This is a genomic window from Pseudomonas sp. MWU13-2517 (assembly GCF_023242545.1).
In the GTDB taxonomy this organism is placed as follows: domain Bacteria; phylum Pseudomonadota; class Gammaproteobacteria; order Pseudomonadales; family Pseudomonadaceae; genus Aquipseudomonas.
This window is the reverse complement of the sequence record NZ_JALMFA010000007.1, coordinates 222,667-247,540: the sequence shown is the minus strand read 5'-3', so window position 1 is coordinate 247,540 and position 24,874 is coordinate 222,667. Positions and strand designations below refer to the sequence as shown.

The window sequence follows — 24,874 nt, the reverse complement described above, 5'->3', positions numbered from 1 at the left end:
CTATAAGATTCGTACCTCCGGAGCGCTCTCGATGTCCTCTCGTTTCAACCGCCGGTCTTCCTCGCCCGTTCTGTCCCTGCTGACCGCCGCCATCCTCCTGGCCGGCGCGCCCATGACGACCGCCATGGCTGCAGAGCCGGTCGCCCGCAGCCATGGCAATTACACCTTCAGCATCGAGCAGCAGCCCCTCGTCTCGGCGCTGAATGCCTTTACCGCGGTCACCGGCTGGCAAGTCGGCTTGCCGGCGGAACTGGGCCAGGGCGTGTCGTCCCCTGGCGTACGCGGCCCGCTGTCACCGGAAAAAGCCTTGGACCGACTGTTGGTGGGGACCAACCTGAGCTACCGCAAACTGGGCAGTAACAATATCGTCCTGGAAAAGCGCGCAGCCGGCAGCACGCTCAACTTGCAACAGGTGACGATCAGCGCGACCCGTAATGAACAGGACGTCAACAGTGTGCCGAGCACCGTCACGGTGCACGACCGCGAGGAACTGGACCGCCAGAACGTCAACACCACTCGCGAACTGGTGCGTTACGAACCCGGCGTCTCCGTCGGCGGCGCCGGCACCCGCTCCGGCAACGCGGGCTATAACATCCGCGGTATCGACGGTGACCGCATCCTCACCCAAGTGGACGGTGTCGAAGTCCCCGATAATTTCTTCAACGGCCCTTACGCCAAGACGCGTCGCAATTACGTCGACCCGGAAATCGTCAAGCGTGTAGAAATCCTGCGCGGCCCGGCCTCGGCCCTGTACGGCAGCAGTGCGATTGGTGGCGCGGTGAGCTATTTCACCCTCGACCCGGACGACATCATCAAGCCAGGCCAGGACGTCGGCGCCCGCCTGAAAACCGGCTACAGCTCCGCCGACGAAAGCTGGTTGACCTCCGGCACCGTCGCCGGCCGAGTGCAGGACTTCGACGGTTTGCTGCACCTGAGCCAGCGTAACGGTCATGAAATGGAGTCCTACGACGGTAACAACGCCACCGGCCTGGCCCGCACCGGCGCCAACCCGGAAGATGCGCGCACGACCAATATCCTCGCCAAGTTGGGCTGGAATTACGGCGAGGACAATCGCCTCGGCCTGACGTACGAGAAATTCAAGGATGACCGTGACGTCAACTTGAAGAATGCGGTGGGCGGGCCGTTCGTCGGCGGGCGCGGTTTCAATCTGTACCGTGACCGTCGCGGCAACGACACCATCACCCGTGAACGCTTCGGGCTGGAAAACAGCGTAGCCCTCGAATCGCCGATAGCCGACCGTATCAAGACCAGCCTCAATTACCAGATCGCCAAGACCGACCAGACGACGGCCGAAATCTATCAGTCAGGCCGCCGCGTCCTGCGTACCCGCGACACGCTTTACGAAGAACGCCAATGGGTATTCGACGCCCAGTTGGACAAGGCTTTCAGCCTCGGCGAGACCGATCACCAGGTGACGTATGGCACCACCCTCAAGCAGCAGAAAGTCACCGGTTCCCGCGAGGGCTCGGCGACCTGCCTTGCCGTCGGCTCCGGCTGCACAGCCATCGGTGCGCCCAGCCCGACCGCCAGCGACAGCGTGAAGAAGTCCAGTGACTTCCCGGACCCGACCATCAACACCTACTCGCTGTTCGCCCAGGACCAGATCGCCTGGAACAAATGGACCTTCCTGCCTGCGGTGCGCTACGACTACACCCAGCTCAAACCCAAGCTGACCCAGGAGTTCCTCAACACCGTCAACCCCACCGGCCAGGACACGGTCAACGACAAGGATAAAACCTGGCACCGTGTGACCCCCAAGTTCGGCCTGACTTATGCGCTCACCGATCAATACACCTTGTTCGGCCAATACGCCGAGGGCTTCCGCACGCCGTCGGCCAAGGCGCTGTATGGCCGCTTTGAGAACCTCAACCTGGGTTACACCGTAGAGCCCAACCCGGACCTCAAGCCGGAAACCAGCAAAGGCATCGAAACCGGGATTCGTGGCAAGTTCGACGCAGGTTCCTTCGACATCGCGGTGTTCTACAACAAGTACCGCGACTTCATCGACGAAGACAACGCCGTAGTCGGCGGCACCGTCGAACAGTTCCAGGCCGTCAATATCAAGCGCGCCACCATCAAGGGCGCAGAAGCAAAGGGCCGTCTGAACCTGGATGCTTTCGGCGCCCCTCAGGGTCTGTACACCCAGGGTTCGGTTTCCTACGCCTACGGCCGTAACGACGAAACCGGCGAGCCGCTCAACAGTGTCAACCCGCTCAAGGGTGTGTTCGGCCTGGGCTACGACCAGGACAACTACGGTGGCCTGCTGAGCTGGACCTTGGTGAAACGGCAGAATCGCGTCGACAGCACCACCTTCCACGCGCCTGATGGCAACGGCCCGTTCAAGACTCCAGGGTTCGGCGTGCTCGACCTGACCGGCTACTACAAAGTCACCCAGGACGTGACCCTCAACGCCGGCCTCTACAACCTGACCGACAAGAAGTACTGGAACTGGGATGACGTACGCAGCTACGACAGCGTCGGCGAAGCCGCCGTGACCGGCCCGGCCAACCTGGACCGTCTGACGCAGCCTGGCCGCAACTTTGCGATCAACCTGATCTGGGACATCTGATCGATGCGCCTCACCTCGCCGGAATTAATCGCCGGCAGGTGAGGATTTTTTACTGTGCCACGTCTTCCTGTTCGTCTAGTTGATAACGGCTCTCTTTAGAGCCACAAGGCGCTACCCTTCTCAAGGACTTTTTCGATGACCGCTTCTCCTACCGCAGAACGCCCGAGCCTGCGCTCCCAGCGCCTGAACCAGATCACCAACGAGCCACACACCAAGCTCGACGCCCTGGTCAAAGCCCACGCCCCGTTCGAAACCCAGGCCAACTTCGCCCGTTTCGTGGTGGCGCAATACCTGTTCCAGTCGGAATTGGTGGCCCTGTACAACGACCCGGAACTGATCAAAATCGTCCCGGACCTGGCCGAGCGCTGCCGCGCCGAAGCCGCCAGGCTGGACCTGGGCGACCTGGACACCGACGTGCCGGCACCGGTCGCAGGTGCAGTGAAGAACCCAGGCAAAGCCGAAGCCCTGGGCTGGCTGTTCGTGTCGGAAGGCTCCAAGCTGGGTGCAGCGTTCCTGATCAAGCGCGCCGTGGGCCTGGGCCTGAGTGAAACCTTCGGTGCCCGCCACCTGGGTGAACCGGCCGGCGGCCGCGCCGAAGGCTGGAAGCGCTTTACCCGTACGCTCGACGGCCTGGTATTCACCGCCGAAGAAGAAGCTGCGGTAGAAAAAGGTGCGATCGACGCATTCGTGCGCTTCACCGTGCTGCTGGAACAGGCGTACGCTAGCGCCCCCGAACTGGCCTGACGCCCCGATTGGAATGCAATCAACTGTGGGAGGCGCTACCCCTCCCACACTTGGATCTCGTTTCAGACTGATTTTCTGTGATCCCACCTATGACCGGCAAAACCCAATCCACCTCGAAAATCGCCCAGATCCTGTTCGGCCTGCTGGCCTATGTCAGCCTGGGCATCGGGTTGGTGGCGATCGTCATACCGGGTTTGCCCACCACCGAGTTCATCCTGCTCGCCGCCTGGGCCGCGACCAAAAGCTCGCCGCGCCTCAGCGCCTGGCTGGAAAATCACCGGCTGTTCGGCCCCATCCTGTTCAACTGGCGCAACGGCAAGATCATCACGCGTCGCGCCAAAGTCAGCGCCACCGTGAGCATGCTGCTGTGTGCCGGCCTGATGCTGGTGATGCTTGATCACGGTTGGCCGATCTACCTGGCAATTGCCGGGATGAGCCTGGGCAACCTGTGGATCTGGTCGCGCCCGGAACAGCTCGCAGCCCCCGTATAATGCCGCGTGCAGGGTTTCCCCTACCACTCATCGCCTTCTCCTCATGAATCACCAGACTGCGCCGATGCTCCGGATATAGCGCCGAATGGACTTGGCTAGCCTTGCTTGCCTTTCAACACGTCCATTCACGAGTGACCTATGTTCGACACCCTCTCCATCCGCTTGAAAATCGTGCTGCTGTCCGGACTCTGTCTGCTGGGGGTGATCGCGCTCATCGTCAGCATCAACCTCTACAACACCAACCAGAACGATAAATTAGTCAGCGATTCAAGTTCGCGCATGCTCACCGCCAGCGTGGAACAATTGCTGCAAGCCAAGGCGGGCGAACAAGCCGCACAAATGCAGAAAACCTTCGGCGACAGCCTGGTGGCCATTACCGCACTGGCTGACCAGATCAAAGACCTGCGCAACACCGGTGCCAAGCGCGGGCTGGAGGCCGGCGCGCTGCGTGAAGAACTCAATCAGAGCCTGAAGACCGCCTTCGAGCGCAACCGAACAGCGTTGGGTGTCTGGCTCTCGTTCGAACCCAACGCCCTGGATGGCAAGGACAGCGAATTCATTGATGACAAGGCACGCGTCTCCAATGAAAAAGGCCGCTTCTCCAGCTATTGGAGCCGCGCTGGCGGTGAAGGCTTGAACACCATCATGGTTGAAGATGACCTGACCAAGACCACGCTCAACCTCAGCGGCACTCCCTACAACAGCTGGTACACCTGCCCACGAGACAGCCGTAGCACTTGCCTGCTTGACCCCTACGAAGACACCGTGGCGGGTAAACCTGTGCTGATGACCACCATTTCCCTGCCGCTGATCGTGGACGGCAAAGTCATCGGCGTTGTCGGCATCGACATCGCCCTTAACGCCTTGCAAGCCAACACCGACGCAGCGCAGAAAGACCTGTTCAACGGTGCGGCGCACCTGGAGATTCTCTCCAGCACCGGTTTGATCGCCGCCTACAGCGGCGAACCCGGCAGGGTCGGCAAGAACCTGATCGACATCATCGGCACGGAAGGCAAGGACATCGTGCAACTGCTGGCCACCGGCACCCCTATGATCCGCGAACAGGACGATACGATTCGCGCGGTGTACCCGTTCAAACCGATTGCCGACGCCAAGAACTGGGGCGTGGTAATCAAACTGCCCAAGAGCGTGATGCTCGCCGATAACGTGAAGCTGCAAGCGGTACTCGACGAAGCCCAGGCCAGCGGCCTGGTCAAAACCCTATTGATCGCCGCTGCCGCCGCGCTGCTGGGCTTGCTGCTGATCTGGCTGACCGCTACCGGCGTCACCCGTCCGATCAACAATGTGGCCGCGATGCTCAAGGATATTGCCAGCGGCGAAGGTGACCTGACCCAGCGACTGGCTTACGCCAGGAAAGATGAACTGGGCGAACTGGCGAACTGGTTCAACCGCTTCCTCGACAAGCTGCAACCAACCATCGCACAGATCAAGCAAAGCATCACCGAAGCCCGTGGCACGGCTGATCAGTCATCCGAGATTGCACGCCAGACCAGCGAAGGCATGCAGGTGCAGTTCCGTGAAATCGACCAGGTGGCCACGGCCTCCAATGAAATGAGCGCCACCGCCCATGATGTGGCCAACAGCGCTTCCAATGCCGCCAATGCCGCACGCGGGGCGGACCAGTCGGCGCGTGAAGGCATGTCGATCATCGAGAAGAGCACCCGCGACATCACCACTCTCGCCGAAGAAGTCAGCAAGGCGGTAAATGAAGTGGAAGCCTTGGCGGTAAACAGCGAGCAGATCGGCTCGGTGCTCGAAGTGATCCGCAGCATTGCCGAGCAGACCAACCTGTTAGCGCTCAATGCCGCCATCGAAGCGGCGCGTGCCGGGGAAAGCGGCCGTGGTTTTGCGGTGGTGGCCGACGAAGTACGCAACCTGGCCAAACGCACCCAGGACTCGGTAGAGGAAATCCGCCTGGTGATCGAGCGCATCCAGAGCGGCACCCGGGGCGTGGTAGCGACCATGCATTCAAGCCAGCAGCAGGCCCAGAGCAATGCCGGGCAAATCCATCAGGCCGTGCAGGCGCTGGGCAAGATCAGCGATGCGGTGACGGTGATCAGCGACATGAACCTGCAAATCGCCAGCGCCGCCGAAGAGCAGAGCGCGGTGGCCGAAGAGGTCAATCGCAACGTCTCGGCGATTCGCACCGTCACCGAAACCCTCACCGGCCAGGCGACCGAGTCGGCGGCCATCAGCAGCCAGCTCAATGCGCTGGCCGGCCAACAGATGAAGCTGATGGATCAGTTCAAGGTCTGACTACGAACCGGTCCAGGCGCTGACAAACGGCGCCACATCTTCTTTCGGTGCAATGCGCGGCGGGTTCTGCGGGGTGCCCAGGTAGAGGAAGCCAATCACTTCCTCATCCGCCGTCAACCCCAGGCCTTTGGCGACGTGGGCCGAGTAGGACAATTCGCCGGTGCGCCACACGGCACCAATCCCCTGGGCGTATGCCGCCAACAGAATGCCATGGGCCGCACAGCCGGCCGCCAGCAACTGTTCGGACTTCGGCACCTTGAAGTGTTCCTGCAGACAGGCGATCACTACCACGACCAACGGGGCACGCAACGGGCCGTTCAGGGCTTTGTCGATGACGGCTTGCGGAGCATCGGCATCTTGCAGGCGTGCAGCTTCGGCCAACAACTTGCCCATTTGTTCACGAGCGGCGCCTTCCACGGTGAGGAAACGCCAGGGGCGCAACTGGCCGTGGTCCGGCGCGCGCATGGCGGCAGCGAACAGCACATCGCGCTGCTCCTGGGTCGGTGCCGGCTCCAGCAAACGCGGCACGGAAACACGGTTGAGCAAAGCGTCGAGAGCCTGCATTGGCCACCTCCAGAAATAAATGTGCGGCCATTCTAGCGGGAATGAATCGGGTTCCACCAAACGATAATTGCTCTTATTCAATCCGCGCTGCCCTGTTAGACTTTGCGGCTTCATTTTGCGCCCTCGTTCAGGAAACTCGATGTTCCGTTCGCTTTTTCGCCTGTCTGCAGCGTTGATGGCCTTGAGCCTGACCGCCTGCGATGCCCCATCCAGGTTTACCCAGGCAGAGCCGGGGGAATCGCGGGCCGGCGGCGCGACGACGGTGAACAAGCGCGACCAGAACGCGTTTTCCCTGCCCTCAGCCAACCTGGCGCCGAGCCGTCGCCTGGATTTCAGCGTCGGCAACAGCTTCTTTCGCAGCCCCTGGGTGATCGCACCGTCCACCACCACCGCCCGTGATGGCCTGGGGCCGCTGTTCAACACCAACGCCTGCCAGAATTGCCATATCAAGGACGGCCGCGGACACCCACCATTACCCGACGCGCCGAATGCGGTGTCGATGCTGGTGCGCCTGTCGATTCCGGCCGCGCCGCCGGATGCCAGGCTTATCGAGCAGCTTGGTGTGGTGCCCGAGCCCATCTACGGCGGGCAATTGCAAGACATGGCCGTGCCGGGCGTAACCCCTGAAGGCAAAGTGCGGGTGGACTACACACCGGTCAACGTCAGCTTCAAGGACGGCACGGTGGTTGAGTTGCGCAAGCCGAACCTGCAAATCACCCAGCTCGGCTACGGACCGATGCATCCAGATACACTCTTTTCAGCGCGAATCGCACCGCCGATGATTGGCCTGGGCCTGCTCGAAGCGATCAGCGATGCCGACATCCTGCGCAATACCGACACAAAAACGGCCGACAAAGAGGCCCTCGTCGGCCGCGCCAATTGGGTGTGGGATGACGCCCAACACAAGACCGTCCTCGGGCGTTTCGGTTGGAAGGCCGGGCAGCCCAACCTCAACCAACAAAATGTTCACGCGTTTTCTGGTGACATGGGCCTTACCACGTCCCTGAGACCCTTTGATGATTGCACGGATGCCCAAATTGCCTGCAAACAGGCCCCCAACGGCAATGGCCCCGATGGCGAGCCGGAAGTCAGCGACAACATCCTGCGCCTGGTGCTGTTCTACACGCGCAACCTCGCGGTTCCCGCACGCAGTGACGTCAACACGCCACAGGTGCTGGCCGGCAAAAACCTGTTCTACCAGGCCGGTTGCCAGGGTTGCCATAAACCGACGTTCACCACGGCCGCTTCTGCCTCCGAACCCGAACTGGCCAACCAGACGATTCGTCCTTATAGCGACCTGTTGCTGCACGACATGGGCGAAGGTCTGGCCGACCACCGCAGCGAGTTCAAGGCCGGTGGCCGTGACTGGCGCACACCGCCGTTGTGGGGTATCGGCCTGACGCAAACCGTGAGTGACCACACCCAGTTTTTACATGATGGTCGCGCCCGCAACCTGCTCGAAGCCGTGCTATGGCACGGCGGTGAAGCACAGGCGGCGCAGCAGCATGTGCTGTCCTTCAATGCCGAGCAGCGCGCCGCGTTGCTGGCGTTCCTGAATTCTTTATAAGCTTCGCCCCAATACAGAAGGGAGCTCTATATGTTCCGTCCCAAGTTGTTGTTCACCAGCCTGGCCGCGTTAGCCCTCGGTGCCTGTTCGCCCCAGGACCCACAAGCGGTGACCTCGGCGGCCATCGCCAAGCAGGTCATTCTGCCGACCTACAGCCGCTGGGTCGAAGCCGACCGCCAGTTGGCCGTCAGCGCCCTCGCCTATTGCCAGGGCAAGGAAAGCCTGGACACCGCGCGCGCCGACTTCCTCCACGCACAAAAAGCCTGGGCCGAGCTGCAACCGCTGCTGATCGGCCCGTTGGCCGAGGGCAACCGTTCGTGGCAGGTGCAGTTCTGGCCGGACAAGAAAAACCTGGTGGGCCGCCAGGTCGAGCAACTGGTCAGCGACCACCCGCAGATCGACGCCGCTGCCCTGGCCAAGTCCAGCGTCGTGGTACAGGGCCTGTCGGCTTACGAATACATCCTCTACGACGCCAAGACCGACGTCGCCGATGAAGCGCAGAAGGCTCGCTACTGCCCGTTGCTGGTGGCCATCGGCGAACGCCAGAAAACCCTCGCTGAAGAGATCCTCGCCAGTTGGAACAACACCGACGGGATGCTCGCGCAGATGACCAAGTTTCCCAACCAGCGCTACGCCGATTCCCACGAAGCCATCGCCGACCTGCTGCGTGCGCAGGTAACCGCGCTGGACACCCTGAAGAAAAAACTCGGTACGCCGATGGGCCGCCAGGCCAAGGGTATCCCGCAACCGTTCCAGGCTGACGCATGGCGCAGCCAGGCGTCCCTGCAAAGCCTGGAAGCCAGCCTCGCCGCCGCACAGACCGTATGGGCGGGTGTGGAGAACAAGGGACTGCGCAGCCTGTTGCCGTCGGATCAAAAGCCGCTGGCCGACAAGATCGACGCCGCCTATGCCGCCGCCCTGAAACTGTTCGCCAGCAACCAGCGCACCCTCAATGAACTGCTGGCCGACGACGCCGGGCGCCAGCAGCTCAACGACCTTTATGACAGCCTCAACGTGGTCCACCGCCTGCACGAAGGTGAGCTGGCCAAGGCACTGGGCATCCAACTGGGCTTCAACGCCAACGACGGTGACTGATGATGCTCAGGCGACAGGCTTTGGCGGTTGGCAGCATGCTGCTCAGTGCACTCACGTTGGGTGGCTGGACGCTATTCAAGCAAAAGGACAAAAGCCCACTGTTGCTCTCGGCGCGCGATGACGCCGACGGCAAGCACTACGCGGTAGGTTTTCGCCTGGACGGCAAGCAGGTATTTGCTACCCAGGTCGGCCAGCGCTGCCATGACATCATCCACCACCCGACGCTGCCGATTGCACTGTTCGTCGCCCGTCGTCCGGGTACCGAGAATTACCTGATCGATTTGCGTGATGGCACGCTGCTGCAAACCGTCACCTCGAACGCCAATCGCCACTTCTATGGTCACGCGGTCATTCACCACAGCGGCGACTGGCTCTATGCCACCGAGAACGACACGTCCGACCCGGGGCGCGGTTTGCTCGGTGTGTATAAGTTCGAGGGCGAGCGGCTGGTGCACAGGGGTGAGATTTCCACCCACGGCATCGGCCCGCACCAGGTGTCGTGGATGCCCGACGGCGAAACCCTGGTAGTGGCCAACGGCGGTATTCGCACCGAAGCCGAAAGCCGCGTGGAGATGAACCTCGACGCCATGGAACCGAGCCTGGTGCTGATGCACCGCGATGGCACCCTGATCAGCAAGGAAACCCTCAGCCAGCAGATGAACAGCGTGCGCCATATGGGCATCGCCCAAGACGGTACTGTCCTCACCGGGCAGCAATTCATGGGGCCGTCCCATGAACGCTCGGAACTGCTGGCGATCAAGCGGCCAGGGCAACCGTTCGTGGCGTTCCCGGTGGCCGACGAACAATTGCTGGCGATGGGTCACTATACCGCCAGCGTCGCGGTGCACAGCGAACTGCGCCTGGTGGCGCTGACCGCGCCACGGGGCAATCGCTTTTTCATATGGGACATCGATAGCGGTGAGCTACGCCTGGATGGGCCTTTACCCGACTGTGCCGGCGTCGGTGCGGTAACGGATGGCTTTGTCGTCACCTCCGGCCAGGGGCGCTGCCGGTTCTACGATTGCCGTCAGACACCTTTGGTTGCCACACCGTTGGAATTACCGGCGGGGCTTTGGGATAACCACTTGCATCTGATTTAAAGGCAAAAAAAAGGGCCTCGCATCGCAAGGCCCTGTTTCGGGGGTTGAATCGTTTCAACGTTCTTCTCAACTTTGCGGCCTCATCCCTTGAGACATCCCGAACATGAACAACAGCAGATCATTATCGGGCCTTGCCTTTACGCTCGCCTTGGCGACACGCGGTAACAGGCATTGCCCGTTACCTGCCACCGCACTGAGCACTTGTATGCGAGGTTGCTCCCACGCAGCCAGGGCCAGGGCTGCAATACCCAACGCACCGACCAGAAACAAACCTCGTGCTATTTCTAGCTTCATCTGGTTAAACCCTTGATAGCGCTGCCAAACGCCGCCTCATAAAAGTAGCTGAGTTTTTTCCAGTCGGTATCGTTCCACGACGAATGGCGACGCAGTTGCAGCATGTCGTGGGAAGCGGCCTGATAAGCGGTAAAACGCTGGCGGCACTTTTCAAAATCCAGCAGCGCGACTTCCACATTGGCCGCGTCACCCTCGCCCGTTACCCGCACAAAGATGTGCTTGATATACAGGCAACCATGCTGCCAACGCCCCTTGTGCATACGCGCCAGGGTGCCGGCCAGTTCCTTGAGCAGACGCTCATGAACAAGCTCGCCGTACTGTTCACGGCCGCCGGCGGCATACCAGTTTTCAATCTCGTCGAAACCGTCCAGCGCCGCAGTCACCAACAGTGCTTTCCATTGGTGCTCCGGATCACGACGCGCTTCGCAAAACACCAGTTCCGGTACACGTACATCAAGCAAACGCAGGCCCTTGAGGGCATCACGTTCACGTAGCACGGTCGGGCGTCCGAACGGGTGGAGCCAACTGCGGTAGATATGCCCGGTCTGACGCTTGCTGTAGAGCAACCGTCCGTTGGTGCCGATGATGCGCTGCACACCACTTTCACCGCCACGTCGACGATTGGGTTCCTCGACCCACTCCCCCTTCTGGCGCCAGAAATAATCAAACCGCTCCTCGGGAGCTACATGACTACCTGCTACGCACTCAACTGCCATCCTCTCACCTCTTACGCAATACATACACACGCCACATGGCGTAGAGCGGCATGAAGTCCAGGGATTCCTGAACACGGAAACCGGCCTGCTCAAATTCTGCCTCGACAGTAGCAGCCGGTAACACAAACCGATTTTGGTAACCTTCCTGCTCACTTCTTTCGCGACGCCGTGCCTCGGTGCGCTTGCGTTTCCAGGCTTTAAAATTGCCATCGACCCACAGCGAGAGGATCACACTGTCGCGCGTTACACGCTGAAACTCCCGCAGTATCGCCAGCCTGTGCTCCGGATCACCAATATGGTGCATCAAGCGCATGCAAAAAATACTGTCGACCGCATTGTCCGGCAAATCGATATCAAAGGCGGATGTCTGCAAAGGACGTACCCGTTTCACCACATCCGCCGATTGGGCGACTGTGGCGACCTTCAACATCGACGCCGAATTATCAGCGCCGATAATCACACGGTTGGGTTTTTCGGCCAGCAATGGCCAGAAACGCCCGGCACCGCAAGGCAGGTCCAGTACCAGCCCAGGCTCACCAGCCATTGCCAGCGCAGCACGCGCCAACTGCTCGTCGCGTTTGTGGGACAACCGGCGAGCCAGATTGTCCTGATGCTTGAGCAAATATTTCTGCGCGTGTTGGTCGTCGTACTTTTCGGAAAATTCGAGCTTGATCGGGGAAGGCATCTAAAACATCTCCAGTTGCTGATGCCTACAACCTTAAGCAGCAAACTGTGAGCGACAGGTCAACTGGTTGTGAAAAACTTGTCCTGTCCAACCCCATACATTTCAAGACTTTACAGACACAAACGATGGCATGGGGCCATGTTCGCCGAAAAGCACGGAAACTGCAGCAGCCTAGCGGCAGGATGGCGAGTCAAGGTTTGACCTGACTCAACTCCACGTGAAAGCGGCAGCCGTTGGGCTCCATGGTGCTCAGGCTGACGCTCCAGCCTTGGCTCTCGCAGATACGTTGCACCAGCGACAAACCTAATCCCAGGCCCTCGCCGCGCTTCTCGCTGCCCCGCACGAAAGGCTCGAACATCGCCTCACGCTTGTCTTCCGGAATGCCCACGCCGGAGTCTTCGACGATAAAACCGCTCGGCTCCAAGGTGAGGCGGATAAACCCTTGCTCGGTGTAATGCAGAGCGTTGCGCAACAAGTTGCCCATCACCGCGTGCAGGAACGTGGTGTTATAGCGGGTAGGCAAGGGATTGCCCGGAAGGTAAATCAACTCAAGACCTTTTTGCTCGATAGGCTCGCGCCAGATACCGAGCAAGTCTTCGGCCACCTGGGTGAGAGTGACCTGCGGTGACATGGCGGCATCATCGTGTTTGGCGCGGGCCAGCATCAGGAAGGTTTGCACCAGTTCGCGCATTTCCTCGCTGGCGCGGGCGATGCGCTGGACCTGGGCACGGCCTCGTTGATCAATAGCCGGGTTCTCCAGCAACAGTTCGCAGGAACTGGCCAACACCATCAAGGGTGTACGCAATTCATGGCTCACGTCGCTGGTAAACAATTGCTCACGGGACAGTGCCTGACGCAAGCGGCCGAGTGTGGCGTCGAACGCCACGGCCAGTTCACCCACCTCATCAGCCGCGTAATCCGGCGCCAATGGCGGCGCCAGGCCAAGCAATTGGTCGCGATGACGTACCTGGCGGGCCAGACGTACCACCGGAGCCATCACCTTGCGCGCCAGGACCCAACCGAGGAACACCGCCAGCGCCAGGCTGAGCACGAAGCCCACCAGCACCACAGCAAACAACACGCGCTCACGCTCTTCAAAGTCGCTCTGGTCTTGCAGCAGCACATAACGCCGACCGTCGACCACTTCGACCATGGCGTGGTACGACAGCGACTCACGGAACACCTCATGAAAGCCCGGGTCCAGGTGTCGCAAATCCTTGGGCAGTTCGAAATCGCCGCGCCCACCGCTGAAATAGAACAGCTGATCCGGTTCCGGCCGATGGCTCCAGTCTTCGACACTGTCCATCAATAGCAACCGTTGCAGGTCGCCACCCAGGCCCGCCGAGATCAATTTCTCTTCCACCAGGTGCACAGTCGCAACAATGCCCATGGCGAAAGCCCCCGCCACCAATGCGCTCATCAAGGCAAAGGCGATGATGATCCGCTGGGCAAGGCTTTGCTTAAACTCCATCACGGCCCTCGGCCAGGCGATAACCCACACCGTGCACCGTTTGCAGCAATGGCTTGGCGAAAGGTTTGTCGATCACCTGGCGCAATTGGTGAACGTGGCTGCGCAGGCTGTCGCTGTCCGGGCAGTCATCGCCCCATAGGGCTTCTTCGAGAATTTCCCGGCGCAGCACGTGCGGGCTTTTCTGCATCAGCACCGCCAACAGTTTCAGGCCCACCGGGTTGAGCTTGAGCAGGCGCCCTTCGCGGGTGACTTCCAGGGTATCCAGGTCATAGTGCAAGTCGCCCACCTGCAGGGCGCGGCGGCCACCACCCTGGGCACGACGCAGCACCGCTTCAATGCGCGCAGCCAATTCGGACAAGGCAAACGGCTTGAGCAGGTAATCGTCGGCGCCGGACTTGAAGCCCTGCAGCCGGTCATCCAGCTGATCGCGGGCAGTGAGCATGATCACCGGTGTGTCACGGCGCGCATCTTCGCGCAGGCGTTTGCACAAGGTGTAGCCATCAATGCCTGGCAGCATGATGTCGAGCACAATCAAATCGTAATGTTCGGTCGCCGCCAGGTGCAGGCCGGACAAACCGTCCTGCGCGCAGTCAACGGTATAGCCCTTGAGCCCCAGGTAGTCCGCCAGGTTGGCCAGAATATCGCGGTTGTCTTCAACCAATAAAATTCGCATGGGCAGTGTCTCCGTACTGTCGTACCAGCCGTGCTGGCTCGCGCAGCTTAAGGCCTAGAGGGGCTCAGGGATAGACCTGTCGGGCTTATCGATTAATGTTTTCAACCAATCTCATGCCTTGACGAGTTTTTCACTATTGGCTCACACACGGACCACATCGCCACGCGCAAGATCATCGCCCAATAGAGGTCGAGTGTGCGTTCCGCCCTTGCCTCCGCCCAGGCAAGGGCGTAACACTTGCGGCCTTGCTCCGGCGACGGCCTCTTTTTAATGTCCGACACCCTTCTGCTGATTGAAGACGACCGTCCACTGGCCGCGCTGACCGCCGAGTTCCTGCGCGCCGAAGGCTTTACCGTTGCGGTGGAGCACCGTGGCGATCGCGCAGCGCAGCGCATTCTCGACGAACGACCGGCCCTGTTGATCCTGGATGTGATGTTGCCGGGTATCGACGGTTTCACCCTGTGCCGACAGATCCGTGACCGCTACCCGGGGCTGATCCTGATGATGACGGCACTGGATGAAAATGCCGAGCAACTGACCGGTTTCGACGTCGGAGCGGACGACTACGTAGTCAAGCCCGTCGACCCACTGCTATTGCTGGCCAGGGTTCGCTCGTTGCTGCGACGCCACCCACAAGCACCGCGTTCGGTTTATCAGTGGGGTGCGTTTCGATTGGACCTGCATGCCCATTTCGCCTGGCTCGATGAAACGCTCTTGCAGTTCTCGGTCGCCGAGTTCGAATTACTGGCCATTTTTGCCCGCCACTGCGGCGTGCTGCTGACCCGCGAAAAATTGCTTCAGAGCCTGCGAGGCCTGGAGTACGACGGCGTCAATCGCTCCATTGATATGCGTGTATCACGCCTGCGCAAGAAACTCATGAGCCTGAAGTGCCCCGTGACCATCCAAACCATCACGGCCCAGGGCTACCTGTTCGTCGAGATCCCTCAGGACGCCCTCCATGCTATCTAACGTACGGCCATGGGCAGCCGTCGCGGCGGGCATCAGTTGGGCCGCTTTGACGCTTTATCTACTGTGGCAATGTGCCAACGCGTCGGTATTTGTCGGTGAGTACAGCTTTCTGCGCTTGATGGCCGGCCCTGGCTACCTGGTGGCCGAGCAGCTCAAAACCCTGCCCGCCGACCAGCGCGAAGCGCGTATGGAAACGCTGCGCGCTCGCTTCCAGTACCCGGTCCACCTGGTGAACATCGACGATATCGAGCTGCCGCCCGAAGCGCTGATCATGCTCAGGCACCAACAACCGGCGCAGAACAGTGACGAAGACATCACCTATTTCCCGCTCGACGGCGACACGCTGATCCAGTTCGGCCCGATGTGGGGAACCGCGGAGGTCAAGGACCTGCTGCAATTTCCCGTTTACTGGATCACCGCGTGTGTGGCCGGCCTGCCGGTGCTGCTACTGCTCTGGCTTGGCCTGCGCGCGCGCAGCCGGCGCCTTAACGACCTTGAAGCACTCGATACGTGCATCGGCGCCCTGGCGCGCACACCCAATGCGATGTTGCCGGCCATGGGCAAGGAATGGACGCCGTTGCTGCAGACGCTGCAGCAACATGCCCAGGACATTACCGCCATGGGCGAACGCCATCGGGAAGTGTCCCAGGCCGTCTCCCATGAACTGCGCACGCCACTGGCGCGCATGCGCTTTGCCTTGACCCTGATGGGCAAAAGTGAAGACCCGGTCACGCGCACGCGCCTTCAGGAACGCTTGCTGACCGACGTCGAAGAGCTGGAAGCCTTGGTGCGTGCAAGCCTGGCCTTCGCGCGAATGGCCGGCGCGCCGTCGGACCTGCAACACGAGCCCATCCGCATCCGCGAATGGCTGCACCAGGAGTTTGCCTTGCTGGATGGTCACCATCGCCGGCTGAGCCTGGAGACCGACCCAACGGATCTGGAGTTGATCGGCGACCGCGCCCTGCTGCACCTGATCGTGCGCAACCTGCTGAGTAATGCCATCACTTATGCTCGTGACCAAGTGTGTGTCAGCGCGGCTTATCATGGCCAACATCATCTGGTCCTGCATGTCGACGATGACGGTCCTGGCGTAGTGGCAGAAAACCGCGAAAAAATCTTCGAGCCCTTTGTGCGGCTGGCCATGGGCGGTGACGAACCCGGTGGCTTCGGCCTTGGCCTGGCACTGGCCAGGCGCGCGACCCAGTGGCACCGCGGCGAACTATCGGTGGCCCGCAGCCCGTTGGGCGGCGCACGCCTGAGCCTGATCCTGCCGTTGCGTCCTCTATAACCCGCCGCGTGTTACAGCCTGTGACAGCGAACCGTTCGCACTGCCCGTAATCTCGCCGCCTGAATTGCAGGTTGGAGAGCCCGTTCATGCGTCCCTCGAAACAGCATTTGCCAAGACTGATAGGGTCATTGTGCATAGCCGCCAGCTCACTGCTGGCCAGCGGTGCCTGGGCCTTTAGCCAAGCGGCACCCTACTACCCCGGTTCGATCAAACCCAACCACCTGTCCCAAGCGGTCATGGACCAGCAACTGACGCGGTTTTACAAGGAATGGAAAGCCCTTTACCTGTCCGCCGAATGCGGCAACGCTCGCTATTTCATCAAAGTCAATGCCGACGGCAAGCCGGTGGGCGGCGGTACGGCCCCGCACACCATCACCGTATCCGAAGCCCACGGCTATGGCATGTTGCTCAGTGTGATGATGGCCGAGCAGGACCCGGACGCGCAGAAGATCTTTGACGGCATGGTGCTCTATTTCAAAGATCACCCAGCCAAATCCGACCCCGGCTTGATGGCCTGGAATCAGGTCGAAGGCTGCGGCAATTCCACTGGCCGATTTCGGGGCAACGCCAGCGCCACCGACGGGGACCTGGATATCGCCTACGCCCTGCTGCTGGCCGACCAGGCTTGGGGCAGCCAAGGTGCGATTGACTACCGCAGCCAAGCCAATCAAGTGCTGGCAGCGATCATGCACCATGAAGTACATCCGCGAACCCATCATCTGCTGCTCGGTGACTGGGCCGGCACCGACGGCGATTCCGAGCTTGAATATGCCACCCGCAGCTCGGACTTCATGCAGTCGCACCTCAACAGCTTTTTTGCGATGACGGGTGATAAACGTTGGCTGGCCGTTCGTGACAAAACCTACTCGATCATCAACACCTTCACTGAGCGCTACAGCGCGGGCAGCGCCCTGCTGCCAGACTTCATCAGCCACCTCGACACGTCGATCACGCCCGCCCGCGCAGACTTGCTGGAGGGCAGCCATGACGGTGATTACGCCTGGAATGCGGCCCGTTACCCCTGGCGTGTGGGCCTGGATTACTTGATGTACGGCGACGCGCGCGCGCTGGACACCTTGACCTCATTCAACCACTGGGCGCGCATAACCACGGGCGATCAGCCAAGTGCGTTCAACAACGGCTACCGAATCGATGGCAGCGCGTTCGACGAGGACCAGGATGATCCGGCGTTTATTTCCGCGCTGGGGGTCAGCGCCATGATCAGCCCCGGCAACCAGCCATGGCTCAATAACATCTGGGACAACCTGCAACACCGCCCGCTCAAGAACCATGACTACTACGCCAATACACTCAAGCTGCTGGGTATAGTGGTCATGTCCGGCCACTGGGAACGGCCCAGGCCTGCGTCCCATGAAAGAACCGCGCACCTGCCTGTTCATCAGCCACTCGACGAAGCTTTACCGCACCCCATGGCACTCCTGCCGCGCGCCCAACTGACCCTGGCACGGGGGTTCACGTTCAGAAAACTGCTGAGGCGCCGCGCAATGGGCTGAGTCAGGACCACGCCATAAAAAAACCCCGCCTGCATCACTGCAGGCGGGGTTTTTCAGGTGCCGGGTAAGGCTGGCTTACATCATGCCGCCCATGCCACCCATGCCGCCCATGTCTGGCATACCGCCGCCAGCTGCACCTTCTGGTTTCGGCTTGTCAGCAATGGCCGCTTCAGTGGTCAGGACCAGACCGCCGATGGAGGATGCTGCTTGCAGCGCGGAACGAGTCACCTTGGTTGGATCCAGGATGCCCATTTCGATCATGTCGCCATAGACGCCAGTCGCGGCGTTGTAACCGTAGTTACCTTTACCGTTCTTGACCTGGTTGACCACAACGCTTGGCTCGTCACCCGAGTTGGCAGCGATCTGACGCAGCGGCGCTTCAACAGCGCGACGCAGTACAGCGATACCGACGTTCTGATCAGCGTTGTCGCCGGTCAGGTTGGTCAGGGCTTCCAGAGCACGGATCAGCGCTACGCCACCGCCAGGTACCACGCCTTCTTCAACGGCTGCGCGGGTTGCGTGCAGGGCGTCTTCAACGCGGGCTTTCTTCTCTTTCATTTCAACTTCGGAGCCAGCGCCAACCTTGATCACTGCAACGCCGCCGGACAGCTTGGCCAGACGCTCTTGCAGTTTTTCACGGTCGTAGTCGGACGAAGTCTCGGCAACCTGGGCACGGATCTGAGTGATGCGAGCCTGGATGTCCTGCTCTACGCCAGCACCGTCAACGATGATGGTGTTTTCCTTGGAGATGGTCACGCGCTTGGCGCTACCCAGGTTTTCCAAGGTGGCGCTTTCCAGGCTCAGGCCGATCTCTTCGGAGATAACGGTACCGCCGGTCAGAACAGCGATGTCCTGCAGCATGGCCTTGCGACGGTCGCCGAAGCCTGGAGCCTTGACGGCTGCGACTTTAACGATGCCACGCATGTTGTTCACAACCAGCGTCGCCAGGGCTTCGCCTTCAACGTCTTCGGAAACGATCAGCAGTGGGCGGCCGGCTTTGGCAACGGCTTCCAGTACTGGCAGCATTTCGCGGATGTTGGAGATTTTCTTGTCGACCAGCAGGATCAGCGGGCTGTCCAGCTCGGCAACCATGGTTTCCGGCTTGTTGACGAAGTACGGGGACAGGTAGCCACGGTCGAACTGCATGCCTTCTACAACCGACAGTTCGTTTTCCAGGCCAGTGCCTTCTTCAACGGTGATCACGCCTTCTTTACCGACTTTTTCCATGGCTTCGGCAATGATGTCGCCGATGGAGCTATCGGAGTTGGCGGAGATGGTGCCTACCTGAGCGATAGCCTTGGTGTCGGCGCATGGCTTGGACAGGTTTTTCAGCTCGGCAACGATGGCGATGGTTGCCTTGTCGATGCCGCGCTTGAGGTCCATCGGGTTCATGCCGGCAGCAACGGCCTTGTAGCCTTCGTTGACGATCGCCTGGGCCAGAACGGTAGCGGTGGTGGTGCCGTCGCCTGCGTCATCGTTGGCACGGGAGGCAACGTCTTTGACCAGCTGCGCGCCCATGTTTTCGAAACGGTCTTCCAGTTCGATTTCTTTGGCGACGGAAACGCCGTCCTTGGTGATGGTCGGAGCGCCGAAGCTCTTCTCGATGATCACGTTACGGCCTTTCGGGCCGAGGGTCGCTTTTACCGCATCAGCCAGGACGTTGACGCCAACCAGCATTTTTTTACGGGCGGAATCGCCGAATTTAACTTCTTTAGCAGCCATGATCGATATTCCTTAAATTCTTGGGGAAGATGAGCGGGAATCAGCCTTCGATAACAGCGAGGATTTCGTTCTCGCTCATTACCAGGAGGTCTTCGCCATCGACTTTCACAGTGTTGCTGCCGGAGTAAGGGCCAAATACAACCTTGTCACCCACTTTCACAGCCAGCGCACGTACTTCGCCGTTGTCCAGCACTTTGCCGGAACCCACAGCAATCACTTCGCCGTGGTTGGCTTTTTCAGCAGCCGAACCTGGCAGAACGATACCGCCAGCGGTTTTCTTTTCTTCTTCGCTGCGACGGATGACGACGCGGTCGTGCAGAGGACGAAGCTTGCTCATTGTCGATCTCTCCTAATTGTATTTTCATCGGCCGGTTTCAGTACCGGCGGGTTTGTATTCCGGCTGTGCCGGTCGCGCCTCGCCAGGCAAGACGCGGAAGTCTGACTGGTGTCACCACCAGAAACCTTGCGGTGACCCTTACATAAGGGCGCATATGCCTATTTCAAGGGCCCGCGAATGAAATTTTTTGTGTCTACGGCCGGCTAAAAGCAACACGGCACCCGAAGGTGCCGTGCCAATAAAGCGGTTATTTGGAGTCGCGGTGTTCGAACTCGCCTTCGATCACATCCCCTTCACGCCCCAGGGGCTGGCGCGGAGCCGGACCGCCGCGGGGCTGCAGGTCATCGGCGAAGGCACGCTGGCGAATCGCTGCCTCTTCGGCGCGCTGGCGCATCTTGCCGGCCAGTAATTTGCGCGTGACCGGCAGCAGCATGATCAGGCCGACCACATCGCTGATGAAGCCCGGCAGGATCAACAGGCCACCGGCCAGGGCCATCATCAGGCCTTCGAGCATGGTCTGGGCCGGCAACTCACCGCGATTCAGGCTTTCACGGGCACGCAGGGCTGTAGCCAGGCCGGCGACGCGCAGTACCAGGACGCCCAGCATCGAGCCGGCGATTATCAGCAACAGCGCCGGGAAAAACCCGATCGCGCTGCTGACTTGAACGAATACGAACAGCTCCAACACCGGGAACAGCAGAAAGAGCAATAAAAAAGGGCGCATCAAATGGTTCCTCAACGCAAGAATGCCTTGCCAGTCCACCTTAGATGACGTCGCCGTTTCGTGAATTCAAGCGCTGGCCGCTGCTTTTTTCGGCCAGACCTGGGCGTGAGCCAATGAAACCAAGGCCTCGCGCACTTGTGTCGGAGTATTACAAGACTCGGCGAAAGGCAGCCAATGCAACGACTGGCCGATCCGCAGGTGCATGCCTTCACTGTCGATACCGACCAATTGCGCAGGCTCGGAGGTCGGCAAACCGGCCAGGTCGACATAATGCGCAATGGCTTTGGTGTGATCGCTGTTCATGTGCTCGATCATGCTGCGCTCAGCCTTGCCGGCGAACGGGTTGGCCAGAGTCAACTGGTCGACCCAGTGAATCGCGCCAAACCCACCGATATAACGGTGGCGCACAGGCTTGAGTACCCAAAAATCAAAATCATGAGCCTTGTGGTAGTTGGCCGAGTCGGGGAAGTAGCGGTAGTAACGTTCGGCCGCCGCATCGATCGCCACTTGATCGTCCAGCTTCTCGGCTTCGGCCAGGTAGGTCAGGCGCCCGACCGCCTGCACGTCATCGGCTTCGCGCTCACCCACCAGCAGCGAGCATTTAGGGTCTTTCTGCAGGTTATGGGTGTGCTGGGCAATGCGGCTGATCAGGATCAGCGGACGGCCCTGCTCATCCAGGCAATAAGGCACGACCGAACCGAAGGGGAAGCCAGGCATGGCTTTGGACAGTGTGGAGAGAGCCCCACGGTATTCCTTGAGCAACAGCTCTCGGGCGTTCTTGGCAACGTGCGCGCTCAACGTATGACTCCTCGGGTGTTCGACCGCCCATGGCATATGGGAATGGATCTCAACACAAGGTAATCAATATACGCGCAGGTTGCCAGAGCCTCGCCGGCAGGTTTTGCCGCGTTTTTTTACCAGGCCACACCGAACCCTGCGGTGTAGCGCGTCTTGCTCAAGCTGCTTTCCGTGTCGCCACTGATAATGTCGCGCTCGGCCTTGAGGTTGAGCGACGCCCACTCGGTGACTTTGTAGCGCAGGCCCATTTGTGCATCCAGTGAGTATTCAGCTGGCCCGGCCAGCGGTTTGCCCAGTTCACCGCTGGTGAAGAACTCAACGGTCTTGCCCACCAGATAGCGGTTGTAGTTCCACTTCATGGCCAGGGAGTAGAAGTTGTCCTTGCCGCCGTCGGCATATTCGTAATCGGTGCGGTTAACCAGGGAACCGAGGGAGAATGCGCCCAGTTCATCATCCCAGAACTGGTAGCCGGGGCCGGTACCCACGGTGCGTTGCCGCGACAGGTCTTCCACCTTGTCGCGCTTATAGGTCAGGCGACCCTGCCAGAACCAATGCTCGGTGATGAAGCGGTCCAGGTCATATTCCAAGGCCCAGTTGTCGGTGGTAGTGACGTCGTCCTGGAACTCGCGGTTGTACTCACCCTTCCCGGTATGACGCCACTGGCCGTGACGGGCCGTGGTTTTGAAATCGATGTCGTAGTCGTTGGTGTCTTTGTCGGCACGCTTGTAGTCCAGCGCCAGGTCGACATTGCCCTTCCATACCAGGTCTTCGATGACCGGCTTGGGCTTGATGATCTGCTGGATACTTGCCAGGTCCACGGTCTTGGGCGCTTCGCCGTTGGCCAGGACCACCTTTCCTTCATCCGCTGCTTTCAGCGACTTGGCCTTCTCGCCGGTGTAGGCGTCCTGCTTGACGAGCAATTCCTGGTCGCTCTCCAGGGTTTTCACCTGCTTCCAGTCCACCGGAATCGAGCCCGCGTAGTCTGTCTGGATCAGCAGCTTGCCGCCATCAAAGACTTTGATCTTGCCGGTCAGGCGGTCGCCGTTCTTCAACCACACGGTGTCGGCGAGCACAGGTGTAGAGGCGCTGAGAACAGCAAGGCACAGCAGAGTTCTGGACAACATAAGCAGATTCGAGGCTCGAGGTTGGCGGAAAAGAGGGCGCTATCGTGTTAGATAGCTACGACTGACTCAAGGATTTATATTGAGTTCAATTCTCATCGCCATGCTTACAGACGTTTCTTACAAATAAACGAAGATCTCAGCGGATATGCCCACAGTGAATCCACCTGCCGACACGCCACAAAGTCCCGCCGATATGCGCCGCACCGCGCTGTACCTGACGCTGGCGCAAGTCCCGGAAGGCTGTGTAGTGAGTTACGGCGAGTTGGCGCACCTGGCCGGCCTGGGTCGGGCAGCGCGCTGGGTGGGGCGCACCCTCAGCCAACTGCCCGAAGACACGCGACTGCCCTGGCACCGTGTGCTGGGTGCCGGCGGTCGGATAAGTCTGCCGGTAGGCAGCGCCTCAGGCGACGAACAACGTGCACGTTTACGCAGCGAAGGTGTCACTATCCTGAACAATCGCGTTGATATTCAGCGTCATGGCTGGCGCCCGGTAGAGCACAGCGGTTAGAGTGCGCGCTTTGTTTCCGCAAATCTGAGGCAGACTCCAGCCCATGCCCCGTAAAACCTGGCGCGCCGCGCTCGCCGCCTATGCCAGCCCTTCGACGTTAGTGCTGTTGTTGCTCGGCTTCGCCGCCGGCTTGCCTTACATGTTGGTGTTCTCGACGCTTTCCGTATGGCTGCGTGAGGCCGGTGTGGCCCGCGAGACCATCGGTTATGCGAGCCTGATCGGCCTGGCCTACGCCTTTAAATGGGTCTGGTCGCCGCTGCTCGACCAATGGCGCCTGCCGCTCCTCGGAAAACTGGGGCGCCGCCGCTCGTGGCTGGTGCTTGCCCAGTCGCTGGTGATCCTCGGATTGATCGGCATGGGGTTCTGCGATCCGCAAAAACACTTGTCCTGGCTGATCGCTATCGCGGTGATCGTGGCCTTCGCCTCGGCCACCCAGGACATCGCCGTAGACGCCTACCGCCTGGAAATCGCCGACGACAGCCGCCAGGCCGCCCTGGCCGCCAGTTATATGTCCGGGTACCGCATTGCAGCCCTCTTGGCCACGGCCGGCGCGCTGTTCTTTGCCGAAGGTTTCGGCTCTACCGGCTTCAACTATAAGCACTCGGCCTGGACCGGCACCTATGTCATGTTCGGCGTGCTGATGATCCCGGCGCTCCTGACCACTTTGCTCATGCGTGAACCCGACGTACCACTGCGTACCCAACTGCAGGCCGGCCGCTACAGTTTCATGCACCAACTGGTCTCGGTGTTCGTCTTGATCGTGCTGCTGGTGTCGGTCCCGGCGATGTTCACCCAGTTGTACAACACCGATTTCGCCAGCGTGCTGTTCCACGGCGTCACGTTGTGGGAGCTGTTAATGGAAGACCGCGCGTTCCTGCGCGCCATTCTGTACATCATCCTCACCACCCTGTGCCTGTCGGCCATGGGCCGCCGCGGCCTGGCGCCGGTGCTGACGCCGATCAACGACTTTATCCTGCGCTACCGCTGGCAGGCATTGCTGCTGCTTGGCCTGATTGCGACCTATCGCATGTCCGACACCGTGATGGGCGTGATGGCCAACGTCTTCTATATCGACCAGGGCTTTACCAAGGACCAGATCGCCGGGGTCAGCAAGATCTTCGGCCTGATCATGACACTGCTCGGCGCCGGCATGGGCGGCCTGCTGATCGTGCGTTTCGGTATCCTGCCGATCCTGTTCATCGGCGGCGCGGCCTCGGCCGCAACCAACCTGCTGTTCGTGATGCTCACGGACATGGGCCCGGACCTGCAGATGCTGATCTTCACCATCTCCCTGGATAACTTCAGCTCGGGCCTGGCCACCTCGGCGTTTGTCGCCTATCTGTCGAGCCTGACCAACCTCAAGTTCTCCGCCACCCAATATGCGCTGCTCAGTTCCATCATGCTGTTGCTCCCACGCCTGATTGGCGGGTACTCCGGCGTGATGGTGGAGAAGTTCGGTTATCACAACTTCTTTATCATCACCTGCCTGCTGGGCGTGCCGACGTTGTTCCTGATTGCGCTGCACTGGTTTCAGGAAAGTCGGCGGGCGCGCTTGAGTCCTCCTGCAGAAGAATGACAAGCACTCTGTGGCGAGGGCGCTTGCTCCCGCAGGAGTGCGCAGCG

Annotated in this window: 23 protein-coding genes; 12 read left to right on the top strand and 11 right to left on the bottom strand. The window is 60.4% G+C overall.

Annotated features, from left to right (window positions below):
• Window positions 1-31 precede the first annotated feature (31 nt).
• The 4 genes from M5B97_RS12610 to M5B97_RS12595 all read left to right on the top strand — a co-directional run bounded on the left by M5B97_RS12610 (window position 32) and on the right by M5B97_RS12595 (window position 6,102).
• Window positions 32-2,590 (top strand): TonB-dependent receptor, encoded by a 2,559-nt coding sequence (locus M5B97_RS12610; RefSeq protein ID WP_248731621.1) that lies wholly within the window; start codon window positions 32-34, stop codon window positions 2,588-2,590.
• Window positions 2,591-2,725: 135 nt separating this feature from the next.
• Window positions 2,726-3,334 carry a biliverdin-producing heme oxygenase gene (locus tag M5B97_RS12605; protein WP_248731620.1) on the top strand — a complete coding sequence of 203 codons (609 nt, stop codon included), beginning with the start codon at window positions 2,726-2,728 and terminating at the stop codon, window positions 3,332-3,334.
• Window positions 3,335-3,423: 89 nt separating this feature from the next.
• Entirely contained in the window at window positions 3,424-3,825 is a 402-nt protein-coding gene (locus M5B97_RS12600; protein WP_134660269.1) for a YbaN family protein, read from the top strand.
• A gap of 138 nt (window positions 3,826-3,963) precedes the next feature.
• Window positions 3,964-6,102, top strand: coding sequence for a methyl-accepting chemotaxis protein (locus tag M5B97_RS12595; protein WP_248731619.1), 2,139 nt, complete (start codon window positions 3,964-3,966; stop codon window positions 6,100-6,102).
• Here M5B97_RS12595 and M5B97_RS12590 read toward each other — a convergent pair whose 3' ends face one another.
• The gene (locus M5B97_RS12590) at window positions 6,103-6,666 is read right to left on the bottom strand and encodes an NAD(P)H nitroreductase (protein ID WP_248731618.1); all 564 of its coding nucleotides are present in this window, start codon (window positions 6,664-6,666) and stop codon (window positions 6,103-6,105) included. It lies immediately after the preceding gene.
• 139 nt (window positions 6,667-6,805) lie between these two features.
• Between M5B97_RS12590 and M5B97_RS12585 the strand changes: the two genes are divergently transcribed.
• From M5B97_RS12585 to M5B97_RS12575, 3 genes are read left to right on the top strand one after another with little or no spacing between them, the layout of a single operon-like run.
• Window positions 6,806-8,233 carry a di-heme oxidoredictase family protein gene (locus M5B97_RS12585; RefSeq protein WP_248731617.1) on the top strand — a complete coding sequence of 476 codons (1,428 nt, stop codon included), beginning with the start codon at window positions 6,806-6,808 and terminating at the stop codon, window positions 8,231-8,233.
• Window positions 8,234-8,263: 30 nt separating this feature from the next.
• The gene (locus M5B97_RS12580) at window positions 8,264-9,328 is read left to right on the top strand and encodes an imelysin family protein (RefSeq protein ID WP_134660141.1); all 1,065 of its coding nucleotides are present in this window, start codon (window positions 8,264-8,266) and stop codon (window positions 9,326-9,328) included.
• 2 nt (window positions 9,329-9,330) lie between these two features.
• Window positions 9,331-10,428 (top strand): DUF1513 domain-containing protein, encoded by a 1,098-nt coding sequence (locus tag M5B97_RS12575; protein WP_248731643.1) that lies wholly within the window; start codon window positions 9,331-9,333, stop codon window positions 10,426-10,428.
• A gap of 66 nt (window positions 10,429-10,494) precedes the next feature.
• Here the strand turns inward: M5B97_RS12575 and M5B97_RS12570 are convergent, their stop codons facing one another.
• The 5 genes from M5B97_RS12570 to colR form a co-directional block, all read right to left on the bottom strand.
• Entirely contained in the window at window positions 10,495-10,722 is a 228-nt protein-coding gene (locus M5B97_RS12570; RefSeq protein ID WP_248731616.1) for a hypothetical protein, read from the bottom strand.
• Complete coding sequence (locus M5B97_RS12565; RefSeq protein ID WP_248731615.1) at window positions 10,719-11,438, bottom strand: lipopolysaccharide kinase InaA family protein; 720 nt, start codon at window positions 11,436-11,438, stop codon at window positions 10,719-10,721. The genes M5B97_RS12570 and M5B97_RS12565 overlap by 4 nt, the downstream gene beginning before the upstream one ends.
• A gap of 4 nt (window positions 11,439-11,442) precedes the next feature.
• Window positions 11,443-12,123, bottom strand: coding sequence for a class I SAM-dependent methyltransferase (locus M5B97_RS12560; protein ID WP_134660143.1), 681 nt, complete (start codon window positions 12,121-12,123; stop codon window positions 11,443-11,445).
• Window positions 12,124-12,313: 190 nt separating this feature from the next.
• On the bottom strand, window positions 12,314-13,594 hold the full coding sequence (locus M5B97_RS12555; RefSeq protein ID WP_123715772.1) for a HAMP domain-containing sensor histidine kinase: 1,281 nt from the start codon (window positions 13,592-13,594) through the stop codon (window positions 12,314-12,316).
• Window positions 13,584-14,267: a two-component system response regulator ColR gene (gene colR, locus M5B97_RS12550; RefSeq protein WP_010565305.1), complete on the bottom strand. Its 684-nt coding sequence runs from the start codon at window positions 14,265-14,267 to the stop codon at window positions 13,584-13,586. Before colR ends, M5B97_RS12555 begins: the two co-directional genes overlap by 11 nt.
• Before the next feature lie 270 nt (window positions 14,268-14,537).
• Between colR and M5B97_RS12545 the strand changes: the two genes are divergently transcribed.
• From M5B97_RS12545 to M5B97_RS12535, 3 genes are all read left to right on the top strand, one after another.
• Complete coding sequence (locus M5B97_RS12545; RefSeq protein ID WP_123715773.1) at window positions 14,538-15,236, top strand: response regulator transcription factor; 699 nt, start codon at window positions 14,538-14,540, stop codon at window positions 15,234-15,236.
• The gene (locus M5B97_RS12540) at window positions 15,226-16,524 is read left to right on the top strand and encodes an ATP-binding protein (protein WP_248731614.1); all 1,299 of its coding nucleotides are present in this window, start codon (window positions 15,226-15,228) and stop codon (window positions 16,522-16,524) included. The genes M5B97_RS12545 and M5B97_RS12540 overlap by 11 nt, the downstream gene beginning before the upstream one ends.
• 86 nt (window positions 16,525-16,610) lie before the next feature.
• Window positions 16,611-18,038: a glycosyl hydrolase family 8 gene (locus M5B97_RS12535; protein ID WP_248731613.1), complete on the top strand. Its 1,428-nt coding sequence runs from the start codon at window positions 16,611-16,613 to the stop codon at window positions 18,036-18,038.
• Between the two features lie 75 nt (window positions 18,039-18,113).
• Here M5B97_RS12535 and groL read toward each other — a convergent pair whose 3' ends face one another.
• The 5 genes from groL to M5B97_RS12510 form a co-directional block, all read right to left on the bottom strand.
• Window positions 18,114-19,760, bottom strand: a complete 1,647-nt coding sequence (gene groL, locus M5B97_RS12530) for a chaperonin GroEL (RefSeq protein ID WP_134660146.1) — start codon at window positions 19,758-19,760, stop codon at window positions 18,114-18,116.
• A gap of 40 nt (window positions 19,761-19,800) precedes the next feature.
• Window positions 19,801-20,097 (bottom strand): co-chaperone GroES, encoded by a 297-nt coding sequence (locus M5B97_RS12525; protein WP_123715777.1) that lies wholly within the window; start codon window positions 20,095-20,097, stop codon window positions 19,801-19,803.
• Between the two features lie 247 nt (window positions 20,098-20,344).
• Window positions 20,345-20,821, bottom strand: coding sequence for an FxsA family protein (locus M5B97_RS12520; protein WP_134660147.1), 477 nt, complete (start codon window positions 20,819-20,821; stop codon window positions 20,345-20,347).
• 66 nt (window positions 20,822-20,887) lie between these two features.
• Window positions 20,888-21,619, bottom strand: a complete 732-nt coding sequence (locus M5B97_RS12515) for a HugZ family protein (RefSeq protein WP_134660148.1) — start codon at window positions 21,617-21,619, stop codon at window positions 20,888-20,890.
• A 116-nt stretch (window positions 21,620-21,735) separates the two neighbouring features.
• Window positions 21,736-22,743: a DUF481 domain-containing protein gene (locus M5B97_RS12510; RefSeq protein ID WP_134660149.1), complete on the bottom strand. Its 1,008-nt coding sequence runs from the start codon at window positions 22,741-22,743 to the stop codon at window positions 21,736-21,738.
• A gap of 145 nt (window positions 22,744-22,888) precedes the next feature.
• Here M5B97_RS12510 and M5B97_RS12505 point away from each other — a divergent pair, with 145 nt between their 5' ends.
• Window positions 22,889-23,251, top strand: a complete 363-nt coding sequence (locus M5B97_RS12505; RefSeq protein WP_134660150.1) for an MGMT family protein — start codon at window positions 22,889-22,891, stop codon at window positions 23,249-23,251.
• Between the two features lie 43 nt (window positions 23,252-23,294).
• Window positions 23,295-24,827: an AmpG family muropeptide MFS transporter gene (locus M5B97_RS12500; protein ID WP_123715782.1), complete on the top strand. Its 1,533-nt coding sequence runs from the start codon at window positions 23,295-23,297 to the stop codon at window positions 24,825-24,827.
• Window positions 24,828-24,874: the final 47 nt, after the last annotated feature.